At 39.9% G+C, this 25,170-nt stretch carries 23 protein-coding genes and 1 tRNA gene; 7 read left to right on the top strand and 17 right to left on the bottom strand.

What is annotated here, in order from left to right:
* Positions 1-16: 16 nt before the first annotated feature.
* Complete coding sequence (locus M3P19_RS10965; protein ID WP_249657711.1) at positions 17-3,118, top strand: cytochrome c biogenesis protein; 3,102 nt, start codon at positions 17-19, stop codon at positions 3,116-3,118.
* 5 nt (positions 3,119-3,123) lie between these two features.
* Here M3P19_RS10965 and M3P19_RS10960 read toward each other — a convergent pair.
* The 3 genes from M3P19_RS10960 to M3P19_RS10950 all read right to left on the bottom strand — a co-directional run bounded on the left by M3P19_RS10960 (position 3,124) and on the right by M3P19_RS10950 (position 4,211).
* Positions 3,124-3,195: transfer RNA gene (locus M3P19_RS10960), tRNA-Arg, on the bottom strand.
* 48 nt (positions 3,196-3,243) lie between these two features.
* Positions 3,244-3,657 (bottom strand): DUF6691 family protein, encoded by a 414-nt coding sequence (locus M3P19_RS10955; protein ID WP_249657710.1) that lies wholly within the window; start codon positions 3,655-3,657, stop codon positions 3,244-3,246.
* On the bottom strand, positions 3,654-4,211 hold the full coding sequence (locus tag M3P19_RS10950; protein ID WP_249657709.1) for a YeeE/YedE family protein: 558 nt from the start codon (positions 4,209-4,211) through the stop codon (positions 3,654-3,656). Before M3P19_RS10950 ends, M3P19_RS10955 begins: the two co-directional genes overlap by 4 nt.
* Positions 4,212-4,654: 443 nt before the next feature.
* Between M3P19_RS10950 and M3P19_RS10945 the strand changes: the two genes are divergently transcribed.
* The 3 genes from M3P19_RS10945 to M3P19_RS10935 are packed head-to-tail and all read left to right on the top strand — an operon-like array spanning position 4,655 to position 7,210.
* Positions 4,655-5,875: a sulfite oxidase gene (locus M3P19_RS10945; protein WP_249657708.1), complete on the top strand. Its 1,221-nt coding sequence runs from the start codon at positions 4,655-4,657 to the stop codon at positions 5,873-5,875.
* Positions 5,876-6,325: a monoheme cytochrome C gene (locus M3P19_RS10940; RefSeq protein ID WP_249657707.1), complete on the top strand. Its 450-nt coding sequence runs from the start codon at positions 5,876-5,878 to the stop codon at positions 6,323-6,325. It abuts the gene before it with no gap.
* A gap of 9 nt (positions 6,326-6,334) precedes the next feature.
* Entirely contained in the window at positions 6,335-7,210 is an 876-nt protein-coding gene (locus M3P19_RS10935) for a sterol desaturase family protein (RefSeq protein ID WP_249657706.1), read from the top strand.
* A 3-nt stretch (positions 7,211-7,213) separates the two neighbouring features.
* Here M3P19_RS10935 and M3P19_RS10930 read toward each other — a convergent pair whose 3' ends face one another.
* The 12 genes from M3P19_RS10930 to M3P19_RS10875 form a co-directional block, all read right to left on the bottom strand.
* Positions 7,214-7,483 carry a heavy-metal-associated domain-containing protein gene (locus tag M3P19_RS10930; RefSeq protein ID WP_249657705.1) on the bottom strand — a complete coding sequence of 90 codons (270 nt, stop codon included), beginning with the start codon at positions 7,481-7,483 and terminating at the stop codon, positions 7,214-7,216.
* Between the two features lie 6 nt (positions 7,484-7,489).
* Complete coding sequence (locus M3P19_RS10925; protein WP_249657704.1) at positions 7,490-7,864, bottom strand: rhodanese-like domain-containing protein; 375 nt, start codon at positions 7,862-7,864, stop codon at positions 7,490-7,492.
* 10 nt (positions 7,865-7,874) lie between these two features.
* Positions 7,875-9,284: an MBL fold metallo-hydrolase gene (locus M3P19_RS10920; protein ID WP_249657703.1), complete on the bottom strand. Its 1,410-nt coding sequence runs from the start codon at positions 9,282-9,284 to the stop codon at positions 7,875-7,877.
* 56 nt (positions 9,285-9,340) lie between these two features.
* Positions 9,341-11,074: a SulP family inorganic anion transporter gene (locus M3P19_RS10915; protein WP_249657702.1), complete on the bottom strand. Its 1,734-nt coding sequence runs from the start codon at positions 11,072-11,074 to the stop codon at positions 9,341-9,343.
* Between the two features lie 64 nt (positions 11,075-11,138).
* On the bottom strand, positions 11,139-11,768 hold the full coding sequence (locus tag M3P19_RS10910; protein ID WP_249657701.1) for a Crp/Fnr family transcriptional regulator: 630 nt from the start codon (positions 11,766-11,768) through the stop codon (positions 11,139-11,141).
* A 135-nt stretch (positions 11,769-11,903) separates the two neighbouring features.
* The gene (locus M3P19_RS10905; protein WP_249657700.1) at positions 11,904-12,992 is read right to left on the bottom strand and encodes a sulfatase-like hydrolase/transferase; all 1,089 of its coding nucleotides are present in this window, start codon (positions 12,990-12,992) and stop codon (positions 11,904-11,906) included.
* Positions 12,993-13,005: 13 nt separating this feature from the next.
* The gene (locus M3P19_RS10900) at positions 13,006-14,184 is read right to left on the bottom strand and encodes a Gfo/Idh/MocA family protein (RefSeq protein ID WP_249657699.1); all 1,179 of its coding nucleotides are present in this window, start codon (positions 14,182-14,184) and stop codon (positions 13,006-13,008) included.
* Between the two features lie 13 nt (positions 14,185-14,197).
* The gene (locus tag M3P19_RS10895; RefSeq protein ID WP_249657698.1) at positions 14,198-15,526 is read right to left on the bottom strand and encodes a Gfo/Idh/MocA family oxidoreductase; all 1,329 of its coding nucleotides are present in this window, start codon (positions 15,524-15,526) and stop codon (positions 14,198-14,200) included.
* A 3-nt stretch (positions 15,527-15,529) separates the two neighbouring features.
* Positions 15,530-16,912: a 3-keto-disaccharide hydrolase gene (locus tag M3P19_RS10890; RefSeq protein WP_249657697.1), complete on the bottom strand. Its 1,383-nt coding sequence runs from the start codon at positions 16,910-16,912 to the stop codon at positions 15,530-15,532.
* 7 nt (positions 16,913-16,919) lie between these two features.
* On the bottom strand, positions 16,920-18,368 hold the full coding sequence (gene uxaC, locus M3P19_RS10885) for a glucuronate isomerase (RefSeq protein ID WP_249657696.1): 1,449 nt from the start codon (positions 18,366-18,368) through the stop codon (positions 16,920-16,922).
* Positions 18,365-19,552, bottom strand: coding sequence for a mannonate dehydratase (uxuA, locus tag M3P19_RS10880; RefSeq protein WP_249657695.1), 1,188 nt, complete (start codon positions 19,550-19,552; stop codon positions 18,365-18,367). The genes uxaC and uxuA overlap by 4 nt, the downstream gene beginning before the upstream one ends.
* Positions 19,553-19,564: 12 nt before the next feature.
* Positions 19,565-20,416, bottom strand: coding sequence for an SDR family oxidoreductase (locus tag M3P19_RS10875; protein WP_249657694.1), 852 nt, complete (start codon positions 20,414-20,416; stop codon positions 19,565-19,567).
* 87 nt (positions 20,417-20,503) lie between these two features.
* Here M3P19_RS10875 and M3P19_RS10870 point away from each other — a divergent pair, with 87 nt between their 5' ends.
* Both M3P19_RS10870 and M3P19_RS10865 read left to right on the top strand, forming a co-directional pair.
* On the top strand, positions 20,504-21,178 hold the full coding sequence (locus tag M3P19_RS10870) for an NUDIX hydrolase (protein ID WP_249657693.1): 675 nt from the start codon (positions 20,504-20,506) through the stop codon (positions 21,176-21,178).
* An 80-nt stretch (positions 21,179-21,258) separates the two neighbouring features.
* Positions 21,259-21,471, top strand: coding sequence for a hypothetical protein (locus M3P19_RS10865; RefSeq protein WP_249657692.1), 213 nt, complete (start codon positions 21,259-21,261; stop codon positions 21,469-21,471).
* 45 nt (positions 21,472-21,516) lie between these two features.
* Here M3P19_RS10865 and M3P19_RS10860 read toward each other — a convergent pair whose 3' ends face one another.
* A complete protein-coding gene (locus M3P19_RS10860) occupies positions 21,517-22,764 on the bottom strand; it encodes a cation:proton antiporter (RefSeq protein WP_249657691.1) in 1,248 nt (415 codons plus the stop codon).
* Between the two features lie 150 nt (positions 22,765-22,914).
* Complete coding sequence (locus tag M3P19_RS10855; RefSeq protein WP_249657690.1) at positions 22,915-23,511, bottom strand: Crp/Fnr family transcriptional regulator; 597 nt, start codon at positions 23,509-23,511, stop codon at positions 22,915-22,917.
* A gap of 89 nt (positions 23,512-23,600) precedes the next feature.
* Between M3P19_RS10855 and M3P19_RS10850 the strand changes: the two genes are divergently transcribed.
* Entirely contained in the window at positions 23,601-25,160 is a 1,560-nt protein-coding gene (locus tag M3P19_RS10850) for an alpha/beta fold hydrolase (protein ID WP_249657689.1), read from the top strand.
* Positions 25,161-25,170: the final 10 nt, after the last annotated feature.

The raw sequence follows: 25,170 nt of genomic DNA, 5'->3' as shown, positions 1-25,170 counted from the left end.
TTTAGTGTAAAAGGCTATGGGCAGAATGTACCGCTTGTTTTCTTCACCAATACTGGCTTTACTGCTTTTATTGGTATTTGCCGTGTCTATGGGTGTGGCTACGTTTATAGAAAATGACTTTGGCATTCCCACTTCCTGGAAATTGGTGTACAATGCGCTATGGTTTGAATTGGTCATGTTGGGACTTGGGGTTTGTTTTCTCTTCAATATTTCAAAATATCGTTTGTGGCGCAAAGTAAAGTGGCCTATCCTTATGTTTCATTTGGCCTTTATCTTAATACTAATCGGAGCCGCAATTACCCGATATCATTCCGAAAGTGGTATCATGCGAATTCGAGAAGGCAATTCAAGCAACCATATCATTTCTGACGCTAGTTTCCTGACAGCACAACTTACCGATGACAAGGACAATAAAATCATAAAAAAAGAACTCGACCTATCTCTCAAAGGCGATAACACTTTTGAAATCAAGGAAACGTACAAGGGAAAAACCTTATCTATATCCTATTTGGATTATTTGATTGATGCAGAAGCCGTTGTGGTTGATGATCATAAGGAAGGTGAACCTCTTTTGGAAGTGGTAATTTCAGATGGCTCAGAAAAAAAGACGGTTATTCTGAAAAAAGGTGAAGTTGAAGCCATTGGTGCGCATCAACATTTGATTGGTTTCGAATCCAATAATCGCTCCGCCGTAAACATTTATGAGGAGTCTGGTATTTTTAAGATCATGAGTCCAGATGATTTGGATTTCTTCATTATGGCCTCCCAAAATGCGGGAAGAATTGCTAAGGACAGCATTCAGAATATACATTTAAAGACCCTATTCCGATGGCACGATGTCTCTTTTGTACCCAACACCTTCCACAAACAAGGTAAAATCGATTTGATATCCGCCCAGGAGCAACCCAAGGATAATGATGAATTAAAAGATGACGTGCTACAAGTAAGGGTTCAATATGGTTCGGAAGAAAAAACTGCAAATCTTTTATATCGAAACGGTTTTATCGCCACTACCCATACGTTGGATATGAACACTTGGAAACTCAGCCTATCTTATGGAGCGGATTCCATTGTTCTCCCTTTCGCATTAAGACTTACTGATTTTCAGCTGGAACGCTACCCTGGTTCTTCAAGCCCGTCTTCTTATGCCAGTGAAGTCGAAATCCTAGATGGCAATAATACCATACCGTACCGAATTTACATGAACAATGTTCTAGATCATAGCGGTTATCGATTTTATCAGGCCAGTTATGACACCGATGAGCTAGGAACGGTATTGGCCGTAAATAAAGACGCTCTGGGTACATGGATTACCTATTTAGGGTATTTATTCATGGGTATTGGTATGCTGTTTACCTTGTTTGGTAGAACTTCAAGGTTTAGATTGATCAGTTCCAAATTGAAGAAATTGAAAAAGAATGCAGTTTTAGGTATTCTATTTCTTGCATCTTTTTCAGCATACGCGCAAGTAGAAAATCAAAATGAGATAGTTCTGATTGACCAAGGGCATGCTGAGGCATTCGGTCAACTTTTTGTGCAAGACTTGGATGGACGTATAAAACCAATCAACACCCTGGCTTCTGAGTTCTTAAGAAAACTATCGGGCAAGCCCTATTTGATGGTACAGAACCAAAAATGGACCGCAGATCAGGCCTTCCTGGCCATGCACACTGCCCCAAATGATTGGCGTGATTTACCAATTATCAAAATGGACAAGGATAAACTGGCTGAACATTTACCAAAGCTATCAGAGACCAAATCAAAACTGTATGCCTTCGGTGATTTTTTAGATTCTGATGGCAATTATCTATTATCACGTGAAGTGGAATTGGCCAATCAAAAGAAACCAGCGGAACGAAACGAGACGGATAAAGAATTGATCAAAGTAGATGAACGTTTCAACATCCTGTTCAATGTACTTTCTGGAAACTATCTAAAGCTGTTTCCCAATAAAAACGACCCAAACAACACTTGGTTTACACATACGTATCATTTTAATGATTTCCCAACTGAAGATGCACAATTCGCACGAGGTATTATGCCCTTGTATTTTAGTGATATCATCAACCAAAATTATACATCGGCGGCAGAAAAACTATCCTATATCCATGTATATCAGAACACGCTGGCCGAAGCCATTGTACCTTCAGAACAAAAACTGAACGCAGAGCTATGGTACAATAAACTCAATATCAATTTTTGGATGTTTCAGGCCTTCTTTAGTCTTGGCGGAATCCTTTTATTGTTGTCAGTTGTTAAGGTCCTGACCTCCAAAAAATGGATATCCTTGGTTTGGAATCTATTTTTCTTGCTCGTTCTTGTTGCATTCTTAGTATTGAGTGGCAATCTCATTTTAAGATGGTACATAGCTGGACATGCACCTTGGAGTAACGGATATGAAATGCTCGTTTTTGTATCATGGGCCCTCCTCTTTTCCGGTTTGTTGAGTTTTAGGAAATCAATATTTGCATTGCCTTTGGCTACTTTGTTTTCTGGAGCATTACTTTTTGTTTCCTACTTGGATTGGTTGAATCCGGAGATCACCAATTTAATGCCTGTATTGAAATCTTATTGGTTGAAAATACATGTTGCGACCATAGTTAGTAGTTATGCACCACTTGCACTTGGTGCCGTATTGGGTATGATGGCTTTAATACTGTTCCTTTTTAAGAACAAACAAAACCATGTAAAAATTGAAAAGCATATTTTGGAATTGACCTATATGAACGAATTGCTTTTGACAATCGGATTGTTCTTGCTAGCCGTTGGGACTTTTTTGGGTGGGGTTTGGGCCAATGAATCATGGGGACGTTATTGGGCTTGGGACCCAAAGGAAACCTGGGCTTTGATAAGCATCATAGTTTATGCCATTGTACTACACTTAAGATTTGTACCAAAGCTCAATAATTATTTGGTTTTCAATAGTGCAAGTATGTTCGCATTCTGGTCCATTATCATGACTTCTTTTGGAGTCAACTACTATCTTACCGGGCTACACAGTTATGCCACAGGAGATCCTATTCCAATTCCCACATTCATTTATGTACTGGTGGCAATCATGTTGATGCTAAGTATTGGCGTATCACTGAAAAAACATTGGGAAAAAATAGTTGACTAAAAAAGTAGCCCCGGCAAGAATCGAACTTGCATCTAAAGTTTAGGAAACTTCTATTCTATCCATTGAACTACGGGGCCAGATTCCAAAAGTGGATAGCAAAAATATGATTTTTTGTGATTCTCGTGCTAATGCGGCAGCTTGCTTTTTGTAAGTCCATAGCTCAATGCACCAATCAAGGCTCCAAACAATACAATCAATATGGGAATAAATCCTGCACCGGCCAAAGCATACATTGGCCCGGGACAAGCACCTGCCAAAGCCCATCCTAAACCAAACATGAGTCCACCTATTGCATTTGCCTTAAACGTCTTCTTTTTGGGAGCTACGGAAATCTCTTCTCCTGAGATGGATTTTACTTTTCCCCTTTGGATAATTTGCATTAAAAGTATACCCAAGGTAACCGCAGAGCCAATTATCCCATACATGTGAAACGACTCAAATTGGAACATTTCATAAATGCGGAACCAAGATGCCGCTTCGGACTTAATCAGTACGATACCAAAAAAAGTTCCTACAAAAAAGAATGCTATATTTTTCATGAGCCAAAGAGTAAAGGAAAAAAGAAATGAACCATCAATAATCCGCCTGCAAAAAAGCCGATTACGGCAATCAACGAGGGTAATTGCAAACTGCTTAACCCAGAAATGGCATGTCCGGAAGTACAACCACCCGCATATCTAGCTCCAAATCCAACCAAAAAACCGGCAACCAAAAGAAGCAATACTGTAAACGGATCAGACAAACTTGAAGTTGAGAAAAGTTCGGATGGAAGATAGGCCTTTCCTGCGCTGGAGAACCCCAAATCATTTAACATGGAAATGGTCATTTCCGAGATGGCGACTCCTTTGTTATTCGTTAACACATTTGACCCCAAATAGCCTCCAAAAACAACTCCTAAAACCACTAATAAGCTCCAGCTTTTGGATTTTACATTGGTTTTAAAATAATCGGAAATCTTTCCGGCACCACCTATGGTACACATTGTTTCCAAATTGGAGGACATGCCAAAACGCTTGCCCATCAACAATAAGATTGCCATTACCAGAACAATTAATGGTCCTGATACATACCATGGCCATGGTTCATATATCATGATGTATTGGAATTTGAAGAGCGCCTACGCGTCTTATTTTTTCCCGCTGTTCATTAAAGCTAAAACGGAAACTATAAGAACGATGACTACAAGGACAAATAATCCTATCATCCAAATACCGTTTTCCCAAGCAACCAATGGAATTGAAGTAAACATATGTATCTATTTTGGATATTATTGTCAAATGTAACGGAGCCCCTTGTTATATTTTATGATTTATCTCAAGTTACAATTTTTGGCAAGAACATACCCTGGCCACAGAGACCAGGGCATATGACCTATAACCAATCAAAAAACGAAATCATGTTCAAGCATTTGGCGCTTTAAACCTGATTATCATTCAACCTTAGACAAAACTAAATCATGTCAACATCCAAATTGGTAACATGGGTTACATTGGCATGCATTTATTTATACTATTTTTAGTTTTGAATATTTCTGGAATGAAACGACGTGATTTTGCAGCAAGGGTTAGCCTTGGAACGCTAGGAACCATTTTGGGGACACCCATAGTGTATGGTCATTTAATGCCTAAGGATTATGTGCCATTGGCATTACAAAACACCGACCCCTTCAAATTGTTCAACAAGGATAAGGAGATGGTGGTACTGAATGACAAGCCTTGGAATATGGAGGCCCGGGCCCATTTACTGAATGATGCAATCACACCGAACAGATACATGTTCATTCGGAATAATGGGAAAATCCCTGAAAATATAGATGCAGAAAACTGGACTTTGACCTTTGATGGAGAAGCGGTGGCAAATCCTAAAACCTATTCATTAGCTGAACTAAAGAGTAAATTCAAACACTATACCTATCAATTAACGCTTGAGTGTGGTGGCAATGGGCGTAGCGAATTCAATCCCCCCGCAAAAGGAAACCAATGGACTGTTGGTGCGGTATCTTGCGCCAATTGGACCGGTGTACGCCTTAGAGATGTTCTTAATGATTTGGGCATTTCATCAAATGCAGTATATATTGGCTATCATGCAGCTGATACCCATTTGAGTGGTGACCCGACAAAAGAACCAATTTCCAGAGGTGTTCCGCTGACAAAAGCGATGCAAGAGGAAACTTTATTGGCTTTTCAAATGAACGGAAATGACATTCCTTTGGCACATGGTTATCCTTTACGCTTGGTATGTGGTGGATGGCCTGCTTCAGCTTCAGGTAAATGGATCAACAAAATAAGCATTCGTAACAAAGTGCATGATGGGGCTAAAATGGGAGGATCTTCATACCGGGTTCCTTGTGAAACTGTTGCACCAGGTACCGAAGTGGATAAATCAAACATGTGCATAATTGAGTCAATGCCTGTAAAATCATTGATTACTTATCCAAAAAGCGGCGCATTGCTAAAGTTAGGACAACGAATAAACATCAATGGACATGCCTGGGCGGGAGAACTTGAGGTTTCCCGCATGGAGTATTCTTTGGATTTTGGTAGCACGTGGAATGTTTGTGAACTAAAAAAACCTGCAAATAGACTTGCATGGCAGCATTTTAATGCTGCAATTTCCTTCTCAAAAAAGGGCTATTATGAAATTTGGGCTAGAGCCACCGACCAAAATGGTAAAAGCCAACCCATGGTATTACCTGGATGGAATCCAAAAGGATACCTCAATAACGCGTGTCATCGAATTGCTGTAAAGGTGGTATAAATGGAGCAATTTGACCAACAAGTAAAATCACTTACCGGAATACTATTCCTGTTTTTGCTTTTGATCGTGTTTTTCTTTGGTGGATTGTTCTATTTAGCCAATAATCCAGAAACTGCAACATCCATTGTTGAGCAGGAACAAGAATCCGAGGGCACTTATAAAGCCATTGAAAATGGGATTCATTTGGATACAGGTTTTGTTGTGGATGAAGGAATGGAGGCGACGATTCAAAATTGCACCAACTGCCATTCTGCAAAATTAGTTACCCAAAACAGGATGAGCAGGGAAGGTTGGGAAGCGACTATTCGTTGGATGCAGGATACCCAAAACCTTTGGGATTTGGGCAACAATGAAGAACTGATTTTATCCTACTTGGCCAAAAACTATGCGCCAACTGCAAAAGGACGACGACAAAATCTCGACCAAACAGAATGGTACACATTGGAATAACTATTGGATATGGAATTTATTGAAGCATTTGTAAATAGTTTTATAGGTACGGCCCAATGGACCTGGAAATCCATCTTGTTTCAAGTCCCTTGGTACAACAATTACTTTTGGGGGTTGATTCTGATATCAATTGCCGTTTGGTTAATGGAAATCGCTTTTCCATGGCGTAAGGATCAGTCTACTTTTAGGAAGGACTTTTGGTTGGATGGGTTTTATATGTTCTTCAACTTTTTTGTTTTTGCCATTGTAATAAGCGGCGTTTACAAGGTATTGGAATTGTTATTTGGTAAAATTGGGATTACTGCCAAAAGTCTTGCACTAATAGACATTTCCTCTTGGTCTTTAGCACTACAATTGATTGTATTCTTTATTGTACTTGATTTTGTACAGTGGTTCACCCACGTAATGCTGCATCGGTTTCCGGTACTATGGCGATTTCATCAAGTACATCACAGTGTAAAGGAAATGGGATTTGCCGCGCACTTGCGTTATCATTGGATGGAGAACATCCTATATAAACCTCTGAAGACATTTGGAGTTATGCTGCTTGGTGGATTTGAACCAGAGCAGGCGTTTATTGTTCATTTTATTGCTATTGCCATTGGCCATCTTAACCACGCCAATATCAAAATAACTTATGGCCCTTTAAAGTATGTGTTCAACAATCCAGTTATGCATTTATACCACCATTCATACATACTCCCCAAAAATAGTTTTGGAGTGAATTTTGGCATAAGCCTTAGTGTTTGGGATTATCTTTTTAGCACAAACCACATTCCTGAAGATAGTGGCACTATTAGATTGGGATATCCAGGTGACGAGACCATGCCAAAAGGATTTTGGCGACAATTGTTCCATGGATTCAGAAAATCCAAAACGGATTGAAAATCAGCTACCAAACCGTCCTACAGCACAACTAACAAATGATTTTGCCTTGGTCAAAACACCATTTTCTTCATCGTTGATTGGATAGCCGAGTGTTTTTAATTTAGCTATGACCAATGCCATGTCTTGCTCCTCTGAATAACCCAATTCAACTTCAGATAGTTCTGAATCAACTTCAACATGAGTTATTCCTGGCAATTCCAACAAACGTGTTTTGATGGTATGTGCACATCCTCCACATTTTAAATTCTGCACCTGAATTTTTGTTGTCATTTTTTTCTATTTCCCTGATTTGACCCAATCATCGTAACCGCCGGAATAATCATAGATATTCGTGAAACCGTTTTCTTTGAAGATTTGTGCTGCACGATTACTTCGTCCTCCTTTTTTGCAAAATAGATATACCGGTTTCTCTTTGTCCAAATCCAATATCAACTCCGAAAAATTGGCGTCGTTGACATTCAAATTTATGGCTTGTCCTATGCTGCCAGCTGCAAATTCTTGTGGCGTCCGTACATCTATCAATTGCACATCCTTGTCCAAAGCGTTTTCAATCAACGTCTGTTTGTCAATTTTGGTAATTGTGCTTTTCTCTTTGGGTTGACAAGAAAGCATCAACAAACCACAAACTAAGGACAAACAATATTTCAACATCTGAAATCTCCTATTTTAAGGTGGTTGGACATACAAAATCAGTCACTGGAATTCCGGCTTCTTTAATGGCTTTGAAACCTCCCGCGATATCTACTAGATTATGAATCCCCCTGCTTTTAAGGATAGAAGCCGCTATCATACTGCGATATCCTCCAGCACAGTGGATATAAAAAGTTTCATCGGAAGGGAACTCGGCCAAATGATCGTTTAGGAAATCCAAGGGTGTTAAATGCGCATCTTCAACATGTTCCGCTGAAAACTCTGTCTCTTTTCGAACATCGAACACTGGAATCTTCGCCTCAAGTTCCTTTTTAAAGGTATCTGCATTGATACTTTTTACCGTATCCAAATCCTTACCTGCTGCCTTCCAAGCAGCAACACCTCCTTTTAGATACCCAAGAGTACCATCAAACCCAACACGGGATAATCGCGTAATGGTTTCCTCTTCCTTTCCTTCAGGGGTTATAAGTAAGATGGGTTGTTTTACATCTGCAATCAAAGCACCTACCCATGGCGCAAAACTTCCTCCAAGTCCAATGAAGATGGATCTAGGAACATGACCTTCGGCAAAATCTTGTTGATGTCGTACATCCAAGACCACCGCACCCGTATCATTGGCGACAGCTTCAAATGCTTCAGGACTTAAGGCTTGCGTTCCTCTTTCCAGTACCACGTCAATATCTTCGTATCCTTCCTTGTTCATTTTCACGTTCAAGGGGAAGTATTGTGGTGGTGGCAATAGACCATCTGTAACCTCGTTTATAAATTCTTCTCGGGTCATATTGGCCCTTAGGGCATAGTTCATTTTTTTCTGATTCCCCAAAGTATCCACAGTCTCTTTCATCATGTTCTTACCACATGCAGAACCTGCACCGTGTGCCGGATATACAATGATTTCATCAGCTAATGGCATAATTTTATTTCGAAGACTATCAAACAAAGTTCCTGCTAACTCTTCTTGCGTCATATCTGCAGCCTTCTGAGCTAAATCAGGTCGACCTACATCACCTAAGAATAGTGTGTCACCACTAAAAATGGCATGGTCCTCTCCTGCTTCATCTTTTAATAAATAGGTGGTACTTTCCATAGTATGACCAGGGGTGTGCAATACCTCAATGGTAAGTTTTCCGAGCTTAAACTCCTGACCATCTGTTGCGATAATCGCATCAAAGGATGGATTGGCCAATGGCCCATAAACAATAGGCGCTCCAGTTTCTTTGGAAAGGGTTACGTGGCCGCTTACAAAATCCGCGTGAAAATGTGTTTCAAAAATATACTTGATGGTGGCTCCATCTTCCTTTGCCCTTTTGATATAGGGTTCCACCTCACGAAGGGGATCTACAATCGCAACTTCTCCTTCACTTTCAATATAGTAGGCACCTTGCGCCAAGCATCCGGTATATATTTGTTCTATTTTCATCTTTTAAAATTTTAGTCAAAAATACGCTAGTTTTCCCGTTCCCATTGTTACTCATGTTACAAAGGGGTGTTTTTGGACTGGAACGTTAAGCGTTCTTGAATTTTGTCCTGGACTTTATGGTTGGTACAATAGGCAATAGCCTCAGGCATGCGCACAAACATATTCTCTTTTCCAATACTGTGAATCAATCCACTACTGTAAAAGATATCCCGCGCGGGACCTATAGCACCTGTTACCAAAAATTCTATTTCTTTACTCTTTAAATCCTTTACTATTCGCTCCAACATTGCCACCCCGCTGCTATCAATATAATTGATAGGTTCAGCACTCAAAATCACATATTTAAGCTGGGGGCCCTTTGCATCGATGTGATAGTAAAGTTGTTTTTTAAAATAATCTCTATTCCCAAAATAAAGTTGCGCATCAAAACGTATGATCAGTTTATCCTCATCCACTTCAACTTCCTCTGAAAATCGGTCTATATTTTTGAAATAGTCGGTTCCTTTGATTCTCCCTAAAACTGCTATATGGGGGAGGGATGTGCGATAAACCAACAGCAATAGCGAAAACAATACCCCCAATAGAATCCCCTCGATCAAGCCCACAAAAAGTGTTAGGAAAAAAGTAGCTTGAAGTAGAACAAACTCGTCTTTTCTATGCTTCCACAAGGTCAATGGATATTTAAAATCTACCAAACCAAACACCGAAACCATAATAATGGCACCGAGCACTGCAGTTGGTAGGTTATAAAACAATGGCGTTAAAAAGAGTAAGGTTACCGCAATAAACAGTGCCGCAAAAATCAATGACATTCCAGTCTTGGCTCCGGATTGATCGTTAACTGCGGTTCTGGAGAAACTACCAGATACAGGTAAAGATTGAAACAATGACCCTAACAAATTGGACATCCCCAACGCACGAAGTTCCTGGTTGGGCTCAATTTCATATTCCGGATGTTTTTCCTCTATGGTCTTGGCTATGGAAATGGCTTCCATGAACCCATAAAGTGCTACGGTAATGGCAATGGGCATAATTTTACCAATTTCCACAATTTGAAAATCTGGAAGCTGAAAGAAAGGCAATCCTTTGGGTACTTCGCCAACAAGTGGAACACCTTGATCTTCCAGACCAAAAAAGGTAACCGCTACGATTCCCAATAGCACGATCAATAGTGCTACGGGTATTCGTTTGCTCAATTTACCCATAAGCACAATGATTGCAATCGCCAATAGTCCCACAAGCAATGCATAGCCATTAAGTTGGAAAATGCTCTCCCAAATATTTGCCAACAGCACATGAATCTTGCTGGATTGAGGGAATTCCGTTCCCAATATATGTTTTAATTGACCCAACCCGATTAGAATTGCGGCGGCAGAGGTAAAACCACTAATAATGGGTTTAGAGAGGAAATTGACAAAGAATCCCATTCGAAAGATTCCCAACAACAATTGAATTGCGCCGACAATAAAACTCAATAAGAGAACTGCAGCAATATACGCCTCAATCGATATCAAATTCAATGCCCCAATCCCAACCGCAACTAAAAGAGAATCCATGGCTACGGGTCCAACTGCCAATTGTCTGGACGTACCCGTTAGTGCATAGACCAACTGAGGTGCCAAAGCGGCGTAAAGCCCATAAATAGGAGGCAATCCTGCAATCATTGCATAAGCCATTCCCTGAGGCACCAACATTATTCCCAAGGTGATTCCTGCTGATACATCGCTCAGAAGTATGCCACGATTGTATGTCCGAATCCATTTTAAGATGGGAAAATAACGAGCCAACATTGTTTATGGTTTAGTGCAAAAGTAGTTAGTCCATTGCTGAATTTATGTAACCAAGGACACAATCTTATAATTCCAAGAGTTGAATATGGTTTCGATGTAGCTTCAACTTCTTCAGCTTTTCAAGTTTTTTAAGCAAACGGGAAACCACCACTCTAGAGGTATGTAGGTCATGTGCAATTTCTTGATGTGTACTATGAATGCTATTGTCCTTGGTGACCTCTGATTTTTTTCTAAGATATTCCACTAATCGTTGGTCCAACTTCTTGAACGCAATGCTGTCCACTGTATGTAATAACTCGTTTAAACGATTGTGGTAACTTTCAAAAACGTAGCTTCTCCATCCGTTATATTTAGCCATCCACTCCTCCATTTTTTGAACGGGCACCATCACCATTCGTGCATCAGTTTCGGTAATGGCCCGGATTTCACTTTTGGTCTGGCCCATACAACAAGCCATAGTTACAGAGCAAGTTTCGCCTCGCTCTAAATAATACAATAGTAGTTCTTCACCTTCTTCATCGTCACGCAGGATTTTGATGGCTCCAGATAGTAAAAGTGGCATGCTTCGTATATAATTGCCAATTTCCATCAATGTTTCGCCTGCTTTATACTCTTTCAATTGACCCACTTCCCTAATTTCTTCAAGAAGTTGTGGTTCAAAAATGTTTCTGTAAGTTTCGTTAAGTGCGTCCACTACCCTAGTTTAAGGTGTAACATAATGTATATCAATTCCAATGGAATATTATGTCCAATTTAATGAAAAACCCCGCAAAACTATGCGGGGTCCTAACAAACTAACTCAAACTAATTTGACTTCAAATCGAATATTTTAATCGTCCAATTCCAAAGTTGATCCCGTTTCATTTTTAGCATCAAGTTTAAAATCCATCCACTTGGCTATTGTTGGAGCGATTTGGTTTGTAAAAAGTTGTTTTTCCGATGCTATTTCCCCCTTTGGTAAAATATTCTTTCCAAAGACCACTAACCAAACTTGATCTGCGCCTTCAACTTGGGATCCGTGATCTCTCCATGACCTTATTGGTTCAGTTCCTCTTCCATGATCTGTAGTGATAATAAAAACAGTTTCATTTTTATAGTAATCATCAGTCTGTGTAAACTCCCATAGCTCTTTAATGAAATTATCAGTTGTATTTGTTGACTTCAGATAGGCCTGATAATCCCCTTCATGAGCAAAATCATCAGTTTCACCATAAGCTATATAAACAAGGTTTGGGTGATTTTTTTTCATGTATTCCAATGCGTAATGATGCGTGAATGCATCCAATCTGACAGAACTCCAAGGACTCGGAATCTGTTTCTGTAATACATTCAGAAAAAGCTCGCGATCATTTGGCCTTTCCTTGGCCATCTCGAATCCTGCGTTAACTGGAACTTTTGACCTTTCTTCATTTACGATATAGGGAAAAACATCCCAACTTCCGAAAGCCGCGACCTTACCATTTCCTTCAACAAAGTTGTTATAGGATTCAAGTATCGTGGTGTTTGGGTTATTGATTTTATCATTACTGACTATTCTCTTATCATCTGCTTGTCCTGTCAAAATCTCATTGTAACCAGGGTAAGAAAACCACATGGAATTGGTCAGATTCATTTTACTCCCTAAGTTTCGGTTCCCATGAATTTGGCCCATATTAACAACAGTACCCCATAAAAAGGGCATGAGCAACTTACGCCTAACATTTGGGTCATTGTTCCAAAAAAGCTGTTTTAACAGCAATGTGTCATGAACATAATCTTTGTTTGAAATCAAAGCAGGGTCAGCACCAGAGAACATTTCTTGCCACCTTAGGCCATCAAGGGTAATGAGTACTACTTTGGTCTTATTTGGTTGTTGCGCATTGGCAACAACGGCAAAAAAGCAAAACAGCAGTGCAATTGTTTTACTGAATTTTGGCATGATTATCTAGTTTTCAATTAAAATCCCATTCCACTATTCGTTCATCAATCATGGCATCAAGACCCATTTGTACACAAACGGCTGCATTGGCTCCAGTTGTAATATCTGAAGTGGGTTTGGTATTGTTCCTGATGCTATCTCTAAAGTCCATTAAGGCCTGTTTGCTAGGATCCAAATGTTCCACTTCTAGCGGAATCCCCTTTCCTTTTACCCAGTTTACCGTAGCTCCTGAAACACCATCTACTTCACCAAGTTCTTTTTCTTCAGCTCCTTCTGGGTAAAACCAAGCATTGACATAATCTAAAATAATGGTTCCTTTATCACCCATGACCTTGATTTTATAATCGTCCATGGCATTTCCTGTAAGGCAGGTAAATGTAGCCTTCACCCCATTTTCATAGCTGTAGATCAGTTGGACATTATCGAAGGTTTCGCGACCATCTTTCCAATAATCGATTCCGCCAATACCTACCACTTTTTGTGGTGTTGCTTTTAGGACCCAATTCACAAAATCCAACTGGTGCGAACATAACTCCGCAACTAAACCTCCTGAGTATTCACGATACATTCTCCAATTGATCATACGTTCCCATTTTGGGTCTGGTACGGGACGTCTCCAATTTCCATTTCGATTCCATTGACAATCAAAGGCCACTATCTTTCCGATTTTCCCCTGATTGATCAACTCTACCACATGGGTATACAATCGTGAACTGTGATATTGATGACCGGTTTGGAATATGTTTTTGGAAGTTTTGACTTTAGCTACCAATTCCTGAATGCCTTGATATCCTTTGGCCAAGGTTTTCTCACAATAAACATGCTTGGTGGCATCCAAGGCATCTGTGGCAACTTTTGCATGTTCGCTAAAAGGAACCGTGACTAATATTGCATCAACATTTTTATCGTCCAGTAGACTTCTATAATCTGAATAACCTTTGGCTTTGCCCCCTGCTTTTTGTAGACCACTTTCCAAACGGAATGGCAATATGTCGCAGCAGGCGGTAACAGACATGCCTGGAATTTCATTGATGATTGGCGCCAAACCTCCTCCACGATCTCCGGTCCCCACTATGCCAATCCTGACATCGCTGTTCTTATCAAAAACCGTATTCATACCCCACATAGGGCCTGATGCGGACAATGCCGCAGCGGCAATTCCACTTTTTGCTACAAATTCTCTTCGCTTCATTTAGTCTATCATTCTATATTTTAGGCTCCCAACCATTGGCATATTCCCTACCCCAATTTTCCATGGCCTTGGCGTTATTTAGAACTTTTCCTGTTGCCGTGTCTATTTTTAGGGTTTCTCCTGCATCTTGAGCCATATTACCCAAATGACAAAGCATTGTTGATATGCTTGCATCTGCTATTGGTGCATTCATTGCTTTATCTTCCCTAATGGCATCAAAGAAATTACCCACATGGTATACATCCAAACCACCAATACCCTGGGTGTTGGTAGTTGCACTTTGGGATTGTTCAAATTCAAATTTGATAGGATTTCCGCCTAAATCGTAAAGCTTGTAAAAATTACGACTTAACTCAATACTTCCTTTACTACCATAAATAGTAACACCTCTTCCTGGTCTTGAAGGTTTCATAATTCCTCTACTGTGGCCAGTCCAAGTGATGAATTTATCGCCTTCAAATGCATAAGTCACTTCCTGATTATCCACAAATTCCCAATCATCATCGTAGGTATATTTACCTCCAAATGAGGTTACTGTTTCTGGTAAATCTACACCCAATGCCCATCTACAGATATCGATTTCATGGGTTCCATTGTTATGGATTTCACCTGTACCCCAGTTTCGGAACCAGTGCCAGTTATATGGGTGTATATTGTCTTTGTAATTTACACGGGGCGCTGGACCTTGCCATAAATCCCAGTCCAAGGTTTTTGGCACCTCAATACTATTGCCTTTACCAATGGAGCCCCTATTGTTTGAATAAAAGGCTTCACCTTTGTAAACATCCCCGATAATTCCTTCTCGAATCTCCTTGATGGCCATTTGGGAGGTACTCGCAGATCGCTGTTGATTCCCCATTTGGACCTTCTTGTTATATTTCTTTTGTGCTTCAACGAGCAATGTATTTTCATGTGCATTATGACTACATGGCTTTTCTACATACACATGTTTTCCTGCTTCCATGGCCATAATGGACATCGGTGCATGCCAATGTTCAGGTGTCGCAATAAAAACGGCATCAACATCTTTGTCCTCAAGTATCTTTCGAAAATCCTTCTCAACCTTTGGGACATAACCGATATTGTTTTGGCACCATGTATTGTGTTCTTCAATAATCAAGTCATCTACATCACAATTGTACAATATCTTGGCATTGGCAAAAGCATTGATGGCAATAATATGTGCCTTTGCCCTGCTTCGCACCCCAATAACAGCACAATTTATAGTTTCATTTGAACCGAGAATGTTCCTATAACCCATCTTTGGAAAGACAACGCTCCCCATGGTCATTGCAGCTGTTCCTGCAGTTGTTTTTTTAATAAAATCCCTTCTTGTTCCCATGACTTAATCTTCTATTATTGGTTTGATTTTGATATTCTTGAAGCTCACTAAATCGCCATGATCTTGGAGCAGTATATGACCCGCATCTGCTTCACCGAAATCTGGCCACTTTAAATATTTACTTTCACTTACGAGTTTGCGATATGCATCACTTTTACGCTCATATTCCAACACTTTCACCCCATTCAATCGATGTTCAACATGATTGTTCTTGGAAATGATATGTGCCGTATTCCATTCACCAATTGTATTTACTGGTTTATCCAAATCGGCTTGAATCAAATCATATAGGGACGCTAACGTACGACTCCCCTCATGATTCCCTAATTTGGCATCTGGATGCCTTTTGTCATCCAAAATTTGATATTCCAATCCAATGGATGATCCAGGTCCTTTGTTCAAATCGGTATTTACATAATATTTAATACCACTATTGGCTCCTTCGCTGATTTTAAAATCCACTTTAAGTTCAAAATCACCATAAAGTTCAGTGGTAACTATGTCACCACCTGCCGCTGATTCTGCACCCCCTGACGACAGTACCGTTAACACACCGTCTTCCATTTGCCAGCCCTGTTCTGGAAAATCATCCAATCTTGCTCCTCGCCAACCTTTTGTCGTTTCACCGTCCCACAGCATTTGCCAACCGCTTCTACCTTCTTGATAGGTTAATTGGTTTTTTGTGCTAATGGGCTCCAATTCCATTTTTTTGGTATAGGTAGATAAGTCTTCCGTAAGTATTCTCACGTTTTTCCAAATCACTTCTGTTCCTTCCTTTTGTTCCTTGCTAATACCATGCACTTGCAGCGCTATAAATCCCTTTGCTGTTTTGTCGTCAATCAAATAAGCTGCCGGCACACCATTAATCCAAGTTTTTAAGGTATCGCCAATAGCTTCAATTCTGTAATGGTTCCAATCGTTTTGTTTGAAGGCAGCACCTGCTGTTGGATTATCTACCAGCGGATTAAGCCAACCTCTTCGGCTTTCATCGTAAATCCCAGCGCTCCATGCACGTTCTGAAGGGTCAATTTCCACTTGATATCCGTGAACGGCGCCATTCATATAGTAAGGGTAACTATTACTTCTAATCTGTATTCCGGAGTTCATTGAAGGGTCCACCAAATACTCCAGTTCCAAAATAAAATCGGTGTAAAGACTATCCGTTGTTAGAAAAGAGTTTGGCGTGTCATACACCGTTTTACCAACAATTGCCCCGTCACGCACTTCGTACGTTGCGTTACCGCCTTTTTGATGCCATCCTTTTAGCGTTTCGCCATCAAATAGATACACCCAAGGTGTAGTATCCTTTTCCTTTTCTGAACATCCCACGAAAATTAGTCCCATAAGTAATGTTCCCAATAAGATGTTGCATTTTAACTTTGCCATTGTTGATTTAATTTTGGTTGTACTTTAGATTCTCTTGTTTTTTTAAACCTTCTATTTGTTCCGATAAATCGAAATAATCTTTAGCGTTGTTGTAGCAGATATCTTGGATCATTTTACCCACAAACCCTATATCATTTGGTATCAGGCCTTTTTTAATATCATTGCCAAACATATTGCACAGTAATCTCCTGAAATATTCATGGCGTGGGAAGGACAAAAAACTACGGGAGTCTGTTAGCATGCCTACAAAACAGCTCAATAATCCCATATTGGAAAGTGTGTTGATCTGCCTTTCCATGCCATCCAATTGGTCTAGATACCACCATGCTGCCCCAAATTGCACCTTTCCTTTTACCGTTCCATCATTAAAATTGCCTGCCATGGTAGCAAAAACTTCATTCTGGGACGGATTGAGATTGTACAAAATCGTCTTTGCCAATTGTTCACTTTGGTCCAGTTTCCCCAAAAAGCCAGATAAGGTTCGTGCCTGGGTAAATTCCCCAATAGAATCGAATCCTGCATCTGGACCTATATGATCCAGCATACGTTTGTTGTTATTTCGCAATGCCCCTAGATGAAATTGTTGAACCCATCCATGTTTATGGTACTCCTTGCACAATTCCAAAAGGGTGCAAAACTTGAAAAATTGGATTTCTTCAATCGCTAGCTGCTCAGCACCCAAAGCTTTTTTAAATACTTGCTCAACATCAAAAGCATCTTGGTTAAAAAAGTAAAGCTGATCCAATCCGTGATCGGACAATCTACAGCCAACCGTATTAAAAAATACAATTCGCTTGCGTAGGGCATCTATATAATCCTGAAACGATTTAATGGAATGCGTCAGTTCACTTAATCGCTCCAAATACTCCAAAAAGGACTGTCCATTTTCCACAGCCATTGCTTTATCGGGTCGGAAAGCCGGGAGCAATACAATACCGAGTTGCTTTTGTTTGGCCTCTATATGTTCATGTAATGAATCCAAAGGATCATCTGTGGTACATACTACTTGGACATGGCGCTGTTGAAGCAATCCCAATGTGCTATGACTATCTTGTTGAAGCATTGCGGTGGTCTCCTCATAAATGGAATCCGCATTAGATGCGATCAACAAGTCAGGAATATCAAAATACCGTTGCAATTCCAAATGCGTCCAATGGTACAGTGGATTTCGAAGTGTATATGGAACTGTTTTGGCCCAGTTACGGAATTTATCCTTGTCTGATGCCGAACCAGTAATGTATCGTTCATCAATACCAAAGGTTCGCATAGCACGCCATTTGTAATGGTCTTCTGAAAGCCAAACTTCTGTGATATTCTCGAAACGATGATTGTTGTTTATGTGACTTGGAGCTAAGTGATTATGATAATCGATAATGGGCATATGTTTAGCATACCCATGATAGAGTTCATGTGAATAGGAGGTTTCCAACAAAAAGTTATCCGAAATAAAACTCATAATCCCATTGCTTTTTGAATCCCCATCATTAATCCCCTTAATTCTGCCAATCCACGTAGCCTACCGATAGCGGAGTACCCGGGATTGGTTTTTTTTGATAGATCATCCAACATTTGATGCCCATGATCAGGTCGCATTGGCATTCGGTTGTCCGTACGTCCTTCGTCAATTCGTTTTTTACGCTCTGCTAGTAGTGATTTCATCACCTCAAACATGGGTACATCTCCAGTTAAATGATCTGCTTCATAAAAATTGCCCGCTGAATCCCTAGTAGTACTTCTTAAATGAATAAAATTGATTCGATGACCTAAACGTTCGATCATACCTGGTAAATCGTTATCCTCGCGAACGCCAAAAGATCCTGTACAGAAGCAAAGTCCATTGGCGGGACTATTAAATGCCTCCAATAACATTTTTGCATCCGCCTCCGTACTCAATACACGAGGCAAACCAAAGATTGGAAAGGGCGGGTCATCTGGGTGAATAGCCAAGGAAACCCCTGCTTCTTTGGCCACAGATGCTATTGCCTTGACAAAAGCATAAAGATTTTCCCGTAGCTCCCTATCTCCAATTCCTTTATATGTATCCAATACCTCTTGGAATTGTTCAAGGGTATAACCCTCTTCAGCTCCTGGAAGTCCCGCAATAATATTTCGAATCAATTTGGATTTTTGGTCTTCGCTCATTGCATCAAAAGCTTGTTTTGCATTTTGCTTTTGATTTTCAGAATAGGCATATTCTGCTCCAGGCCTTTTTAAAATGAACAATTCAAATGCTGCCAATTCTACCGCATCAAACCGTAATGCCTTGGAACCATCGGGCATCTCATATTCCAAATCTGTGCGTGTCCAGTCCAGAACCGGCATAAAATTGTAACATACCGTATCAATTCCACATTTGCCTAGATTTCGTATACTTTCCTGATAGTTTGTGATGTAACTTTCAAAATTTCCAGTGCGTTTTTTTATGTCTTCATGCACCGGAATACTTTCCACAACGGACCAAGTAAGACCGCCAGTTTCAATTTCTTTCTTTCGTTTTAGGATTTCATCAATGGTCCAAATTTCCCCATTTGGGATATGGTGCAATGCTGATACAATACCGGTGGCACCCGCCATTGCTATATCTGCCAATGTAACCGGGTCATTGGGGCCGTACCATCGCCATGTTTGTTCTAATCCCATTTTATTGTCTCATTATACACCACTGAATGCACTAAATCCGCCATCAATTGGAACGGTAATACCAGTAACAAACTTGGACTGATCACTTGTCAACCACAAGGTTGTTCCCACTAAATCCTCAGGTTCACCAAAACGATTCATGGGGGTATGCTCCAAAATGGTTTCTCCTCTGGACGTAAGGCTACCATCCGATTCAGTGAGCAAGGCTCTATTCTGTTCTGTCAAGAAAAAACCAGGTGCCAATGCGTTGACCCGAATCCCTACTGGTGCAAAATGAACAGCAAGCCATTGGGTAAAATTGCTGACCGCAGCTTTGGCGCCACTATAGGCGGGAATCTTCGTAAGAGGTCTATAGGCATTCATGGAAGAAATATTCAAAATGGAACAGCCTTCCTTACCAACCATATCCTCAGCGAAAACCTGTGTTGGTAACAGCGTACCTATAAAATTCAAGTTGAAAACAAATTGAATCCCTTCTGGATCCAAATTGAAAAATGTCATCAAATCACTTTGGGCATCTTTATCTTCAGCAAAAAAATGCGTTTTAGATGTTGTTCCCTTTGGATGGTTTCCGCCAGCCCCATTGATTAAGATGTCGCAGATCCCTAATTTCTCATGAAGGGTTCTACGCGCTTGCAACAAACTTTCCTTTTCGAGCACATTGGCTTCAATTCCAATTGCAGTTCCTCCTTGATTTGTAATATCAGCAGCAACTTGTTCAGCAGCCTTTAAATTGACATCCAAAATTGCCACTTTCGCTTGTTGCTGACTCAAAAACATTGCTAGCGTACTGCAAAGCACTCCACCACCACCAGTTACAACAACTACTTTATCCGTTAAATCCTTATGGTCTGGGAACTGCATGTGATTAGTTTTATTCTGTGTACTTTTTACACAGATAAATATATGGATTTTTTTTGTAGTTCAAAAATTCTACTTTAGTATCCTACTATGGCCTCACATGAAAAGCTTCAACATATACAGGTAAAACCCGATTCCTTTGAGTGCTCTATCACTGCAGATATAACCGTATTCGGTTATGTGGACAATAAACTAAAAGTGCTGTTATTGGAAAAAACCGTTGGTGATTACCATGATCACTGGATGGTACCAGGAGGTGTCATGGAAGCCCACGAAACTGTTGAAGACTGTGCCGCCAAAGTACTCCATGTATTAACTGGTTTTAAGGATATACATTTTGAACAAGTTAAAACCTACAGCACCTTAAACCGACATCCTTTAAAAAGGGTGATCACCGTTTGTTTTTATGCTCTGGTAAAACCTGAAAACCACCCACTGACCTTGCATAGCGGTGTTCAACGCATTCAATGGTTTGACGTAGATGAACTGCCGGAATTGATGGGTTTTGACCATAAACAACTGGTGAATGACGCATATTTATTCGTTAGAAGCAACCTTAGGGATCGCTTGGTAGTAGGGGAACTTCTTCCCAAGCAATTTACCTTGCCAGAGCTGCAAAACCTTTACGAACACATTTTGAATGTGAAGTTGGATAAACGAAACTTCCGAAAGAAAATGTTCCAAATGGACATTTTACAGAGTACCGGCAAAAAGAAAATCGGTATTAAAGGGGGGCCGCTTTTGTATGAAGTAAAGCAGGATTAATTCTCTCTTGTTGTCCTACTTCCCATTTTTGTGACGTATGCAAAAAAACCTGTGTCCTATAGTTAAAGCTTTACTTTAATATGGAAATACGCAAAGTAAAAAAGTACCGAGTCATAAATCGGTTTAGCATAGGTATGAAAATGTGCGATAAACAAGAGATATTGTACATAGAAGAACCTAGCCCAGAAATGGAGGATGTTCAAAAGGTATTTGGAAAAGACAAAGGCTACCTCAACGATATCTCATCGGAAATGTTTGATGCGCTTAAAAAAGGGTTTATCAAAAAGGTCTAGGACTTTATAGGATTAATTTAATAAATGGCTGAAACCAGCTATTTTTCAGCCTTCTTTTAAACTGAGTTTTTTTATCAGTTTTTCGACGGTGAGTCCCTGCACCAAAATTGAGAAAATTACAATGATGTAGGTAATCACAAGAAACAGGTCCCGTTCCATTGAATCCGTAAGACCTAACGCCAAAGCGATGGAAATTGCCCCACGTAGGCCACCCCAAGTCATTATCAAGGTTGTATTCGGTACAAAATCCAATCTTTTTTGAAAGAGTTTTACAGGGATAATCAATGAAATATATCTGCAAAGTAACGCAATGGGTATTGCCATTAAGCCCGCATAAATATATGTGGAATTCAATTCCAGCACCAACATTTCCATACCTATCAATACAAACAAGATGGTGTTCAAAAGAATGTCTATCAATTCCCAGAATTTATCTACATAACTTTCCGTGAGTTTTGACATCGCTTGTTCGCGCGTTTTGTTCCCACCAATCATTAAACCAGCAACAACCATAGCCAAAGGAGCAGAAATATGCAGATGTGTTGCCACTATGGTTCCGGTCATTACTGTTGCCAAGGTTATTATCACCTCAATGTTGTAATCATCAATACGCTTCATAAAATAGTAGGTCAACCACCCGAGAAAAAGACCCCACAAAATGCCTCCAAATACCTCAACAACAAAAAGCTCCAAAACACTTGATAAGGAAAACCCAGGTTCAGAACCACTGGCCAACCCAAAAATGGTCAAGAATACTACCACACCTACACCATCATTGAAAAGAGACTCGCCAACGATCTTAATTTCAAGTTTTTTAGGAGCGCCAGCTTTTTTTAAGATCCCTAGAACCGCTATTGGATCGGTTGGAGAAATGAGTGCCCCAAATAATAAGCAATAAATGAAATTGACATTCAATCCTAGTAGTTGCAGCAGATAAAACACGGCTGTCCCAACCAAAAAAGTAGAGACCAAAACACCAAAGGTTGCAAAAACCAAAACTGGCCAACGTTGTTCTTTAAGTTTTTGTAGATCTGTATGAAGTGCACCTGCAAAAAGCAGAAAACTCAACATGATATCCAATAAGACCACTTTGAAATCGATTTTGGATATGATGAATCTTTCTGCTTCCAATAGCGTATCATCAAAATAACTTAATGCAAATACTGCGAGTGTAAACAGAATCGTAATCAAGGTAAGCCCTATGGTATTGGGCAATTTGAAAAAACGAAGATTGAGATAACCAAAGACTGCCGATAAAAAAACAAGAATACTGGTAATGACAAAATAGTCCATGCAGAATCTAACTTAAGGTTGGTAATTACTTGCTATGTCAAAGTAAGAAAAAATTAGGTAAGGATAGCCTTTACGAGTAGTAAAGCTGCCATTAAAGTTACCCTTGAAATCCACATTTTTTGAGTTTTTGAAATGTCCAGGGAACTGAGTTTATCGCGTTGATTCTTTCTTGTGGTTACTTTTCCGAATCCTACTCAACGAAACCGGGTCAACTCCAAGATAAGAAGCAATATGTTTTTGCTGAACTCTACGTTCCATTCCCTTATAGGCATATTGAAAATATGCATATAACTCCTTCAAGTTTCCTGTAGCAAGTTTCAATTCCTTGGTAGACTTATGCTGCAATTCTTGCTGCACCACTACCCCTGCAAGTCGCTCTAATTCTTTATTGGCATGCCTTAATTTTGTGAAGTCCTGTTCCGGGAACAAAAGCAACTCACTCGTTTCTAGTACTTCAATTGACACGGTGCTACTGCCATGGACAGACCTAGAAAAGAAAGGTGTAACAAAGTTACCTTCACGATAGAAAGCCGTTGTATATTCTTTTCCTTCTGTTGTGAGCACATAACATCGTAGAAGGCCATTAACTACAAAGACTTCTTTGTTAACTATAGACCCCGCACCAATCAATAATGCGTTCTTATCCATGTGCCGAACTTCAGCCATCTCCTTCAATCTAGACCAAGTATCTTCTGAAATTGGCGATATATCACATAGTAGTTCTTTGTATAAACCTGAATTTTTCATTTTCAACATAAATTAACAACGGTTAATTTTTATTCGATCCAACAACTGTAATATTGAAGTGTCGAAATCCTACCATTTGCAACCAAAACATGCCCATCAAACGTAAAATAAATCGAACCCCATGTTATTCTAGTTCTAAGCTGCTCTTTTGGTTTGGACTCTTTTCTCTTTCAATCATCTTTTCGGTTGAAGGCAATGCGCAAAAATCACTAAAAGTTTCGACTGGCAAAAGTGAAACGGATAGCATCATTGATTTGGAATTTCAATTTCCTGAAAACTGGCAAATTGCCGATAGCCGGAAAATTACTGTTCCATTACGAATTTATAAATCTCCAAATAATAGTATTTTCTCAACGCCAATCTTTTGGCTTTCCGGTGGACCTGGAATGACCAATATGGACTATAAACCCTCCAAAGAATTGCTAGAAAACCATGATGTCTTTCTGGTTGGTTATAGAGGAGTTGATGGCGAAATACAGTTGAACTGTCCTGAAATCAGTAATGCTTTAAGGGGGAACACCAACAATTTGCTTTCTAAAAAATCAGTTCGAAACGTTCAGCATGCTGCAACCATTTGTTCTGAAAGACTTTTAAAAAAAGGAATTGATCTAAACGGTTACACTATTGAACAAACCTTGATGGATATCGACGCTGTTCGTCAGCATTATGGATTCCATACTATAAATCTTCTGAGTGGAAGTTACGGTACCCGATTGGCTCAATTTTATATGAAACAGTATGGCGAACATGTAGAGCACACCATCATGATTGGTGCCAGCCCTCCAGGCCGATTTGTTTGGGAGCCAAAAATAATTGAACAAAAACTAGCAGATTATGATCGCCTTTGTCAAAGCAATCCTTATTGCAGTGCCCAAACTGGCAATTTAAGTGCAACCTTTGATCAGGTCTTAAATAACCTTCCTAAAAGATGGCTGTTTTTTGAAATCGACCCAGGAAAAGTAAAGGTGGCTACTTTTGGTATGTTGTACCATACCCATTCCGCAACTCAAGTAATTGATGCCTATTTGGCTGCGGCAAAGGGGGATTATAGCGGGATTGCCTTATTAAGCATGGCACATGATTATATTATTCCTGAAATGATGAATTGGGGTGATTTTCTTTCCAAAGGGATGATAGACTACGACCCAACTAGAAGCTACCACAATGAATTTAGCACTTCAAAAACTGCCTTAGGCTCTCCTATTTCTGCATTGTTAATGGACATCGGTAAATCTTGGCCAACCGACCAACCAAAGGATACCTACACCGAATTGGACACCCTATATACCAGAATCTTAGTCATCAATGGCGCATTGGATTTCTCCACACCACATCAAGTTGTACAAGAGGAGTTAATGCCATTCTTGAAAAACGGTGAGTTAAAAGTTATTGCGCATAAAGGTCATGTGGCCGATTTACTCTACAAAAAAGAAGTGATTGGATTAATGGCAGATTTTTATGCCGATAAAAATGTGATCAATACAACACTGAACTACCCTGGTCCTAGTTTTGAATTGAGTATGGGGTTTCCAAAACTGATGAAGTTGGGAATCGCACTAATGCTTTTTTTAGTTTTCCTGCTGCTCTTCTTATTGTATCGCTTTGTTTGGAAAAAGAACGTTATTAAAAGACCTCTTAAACGCTCATGAAAGAACAGAC

This window comes from Flagellimonas spongiicola (assembly GCF_023502425.1).
GTDB lineage: Bacteria > Bacteroidota > Bacteroidia > Flavobacteriales > Flavobacteriaceae > Flagellimonas > Flagellimonas spongiicola.
This window is presented reverse-complemented; position numbering and strand designations above follow the sequence as displayed.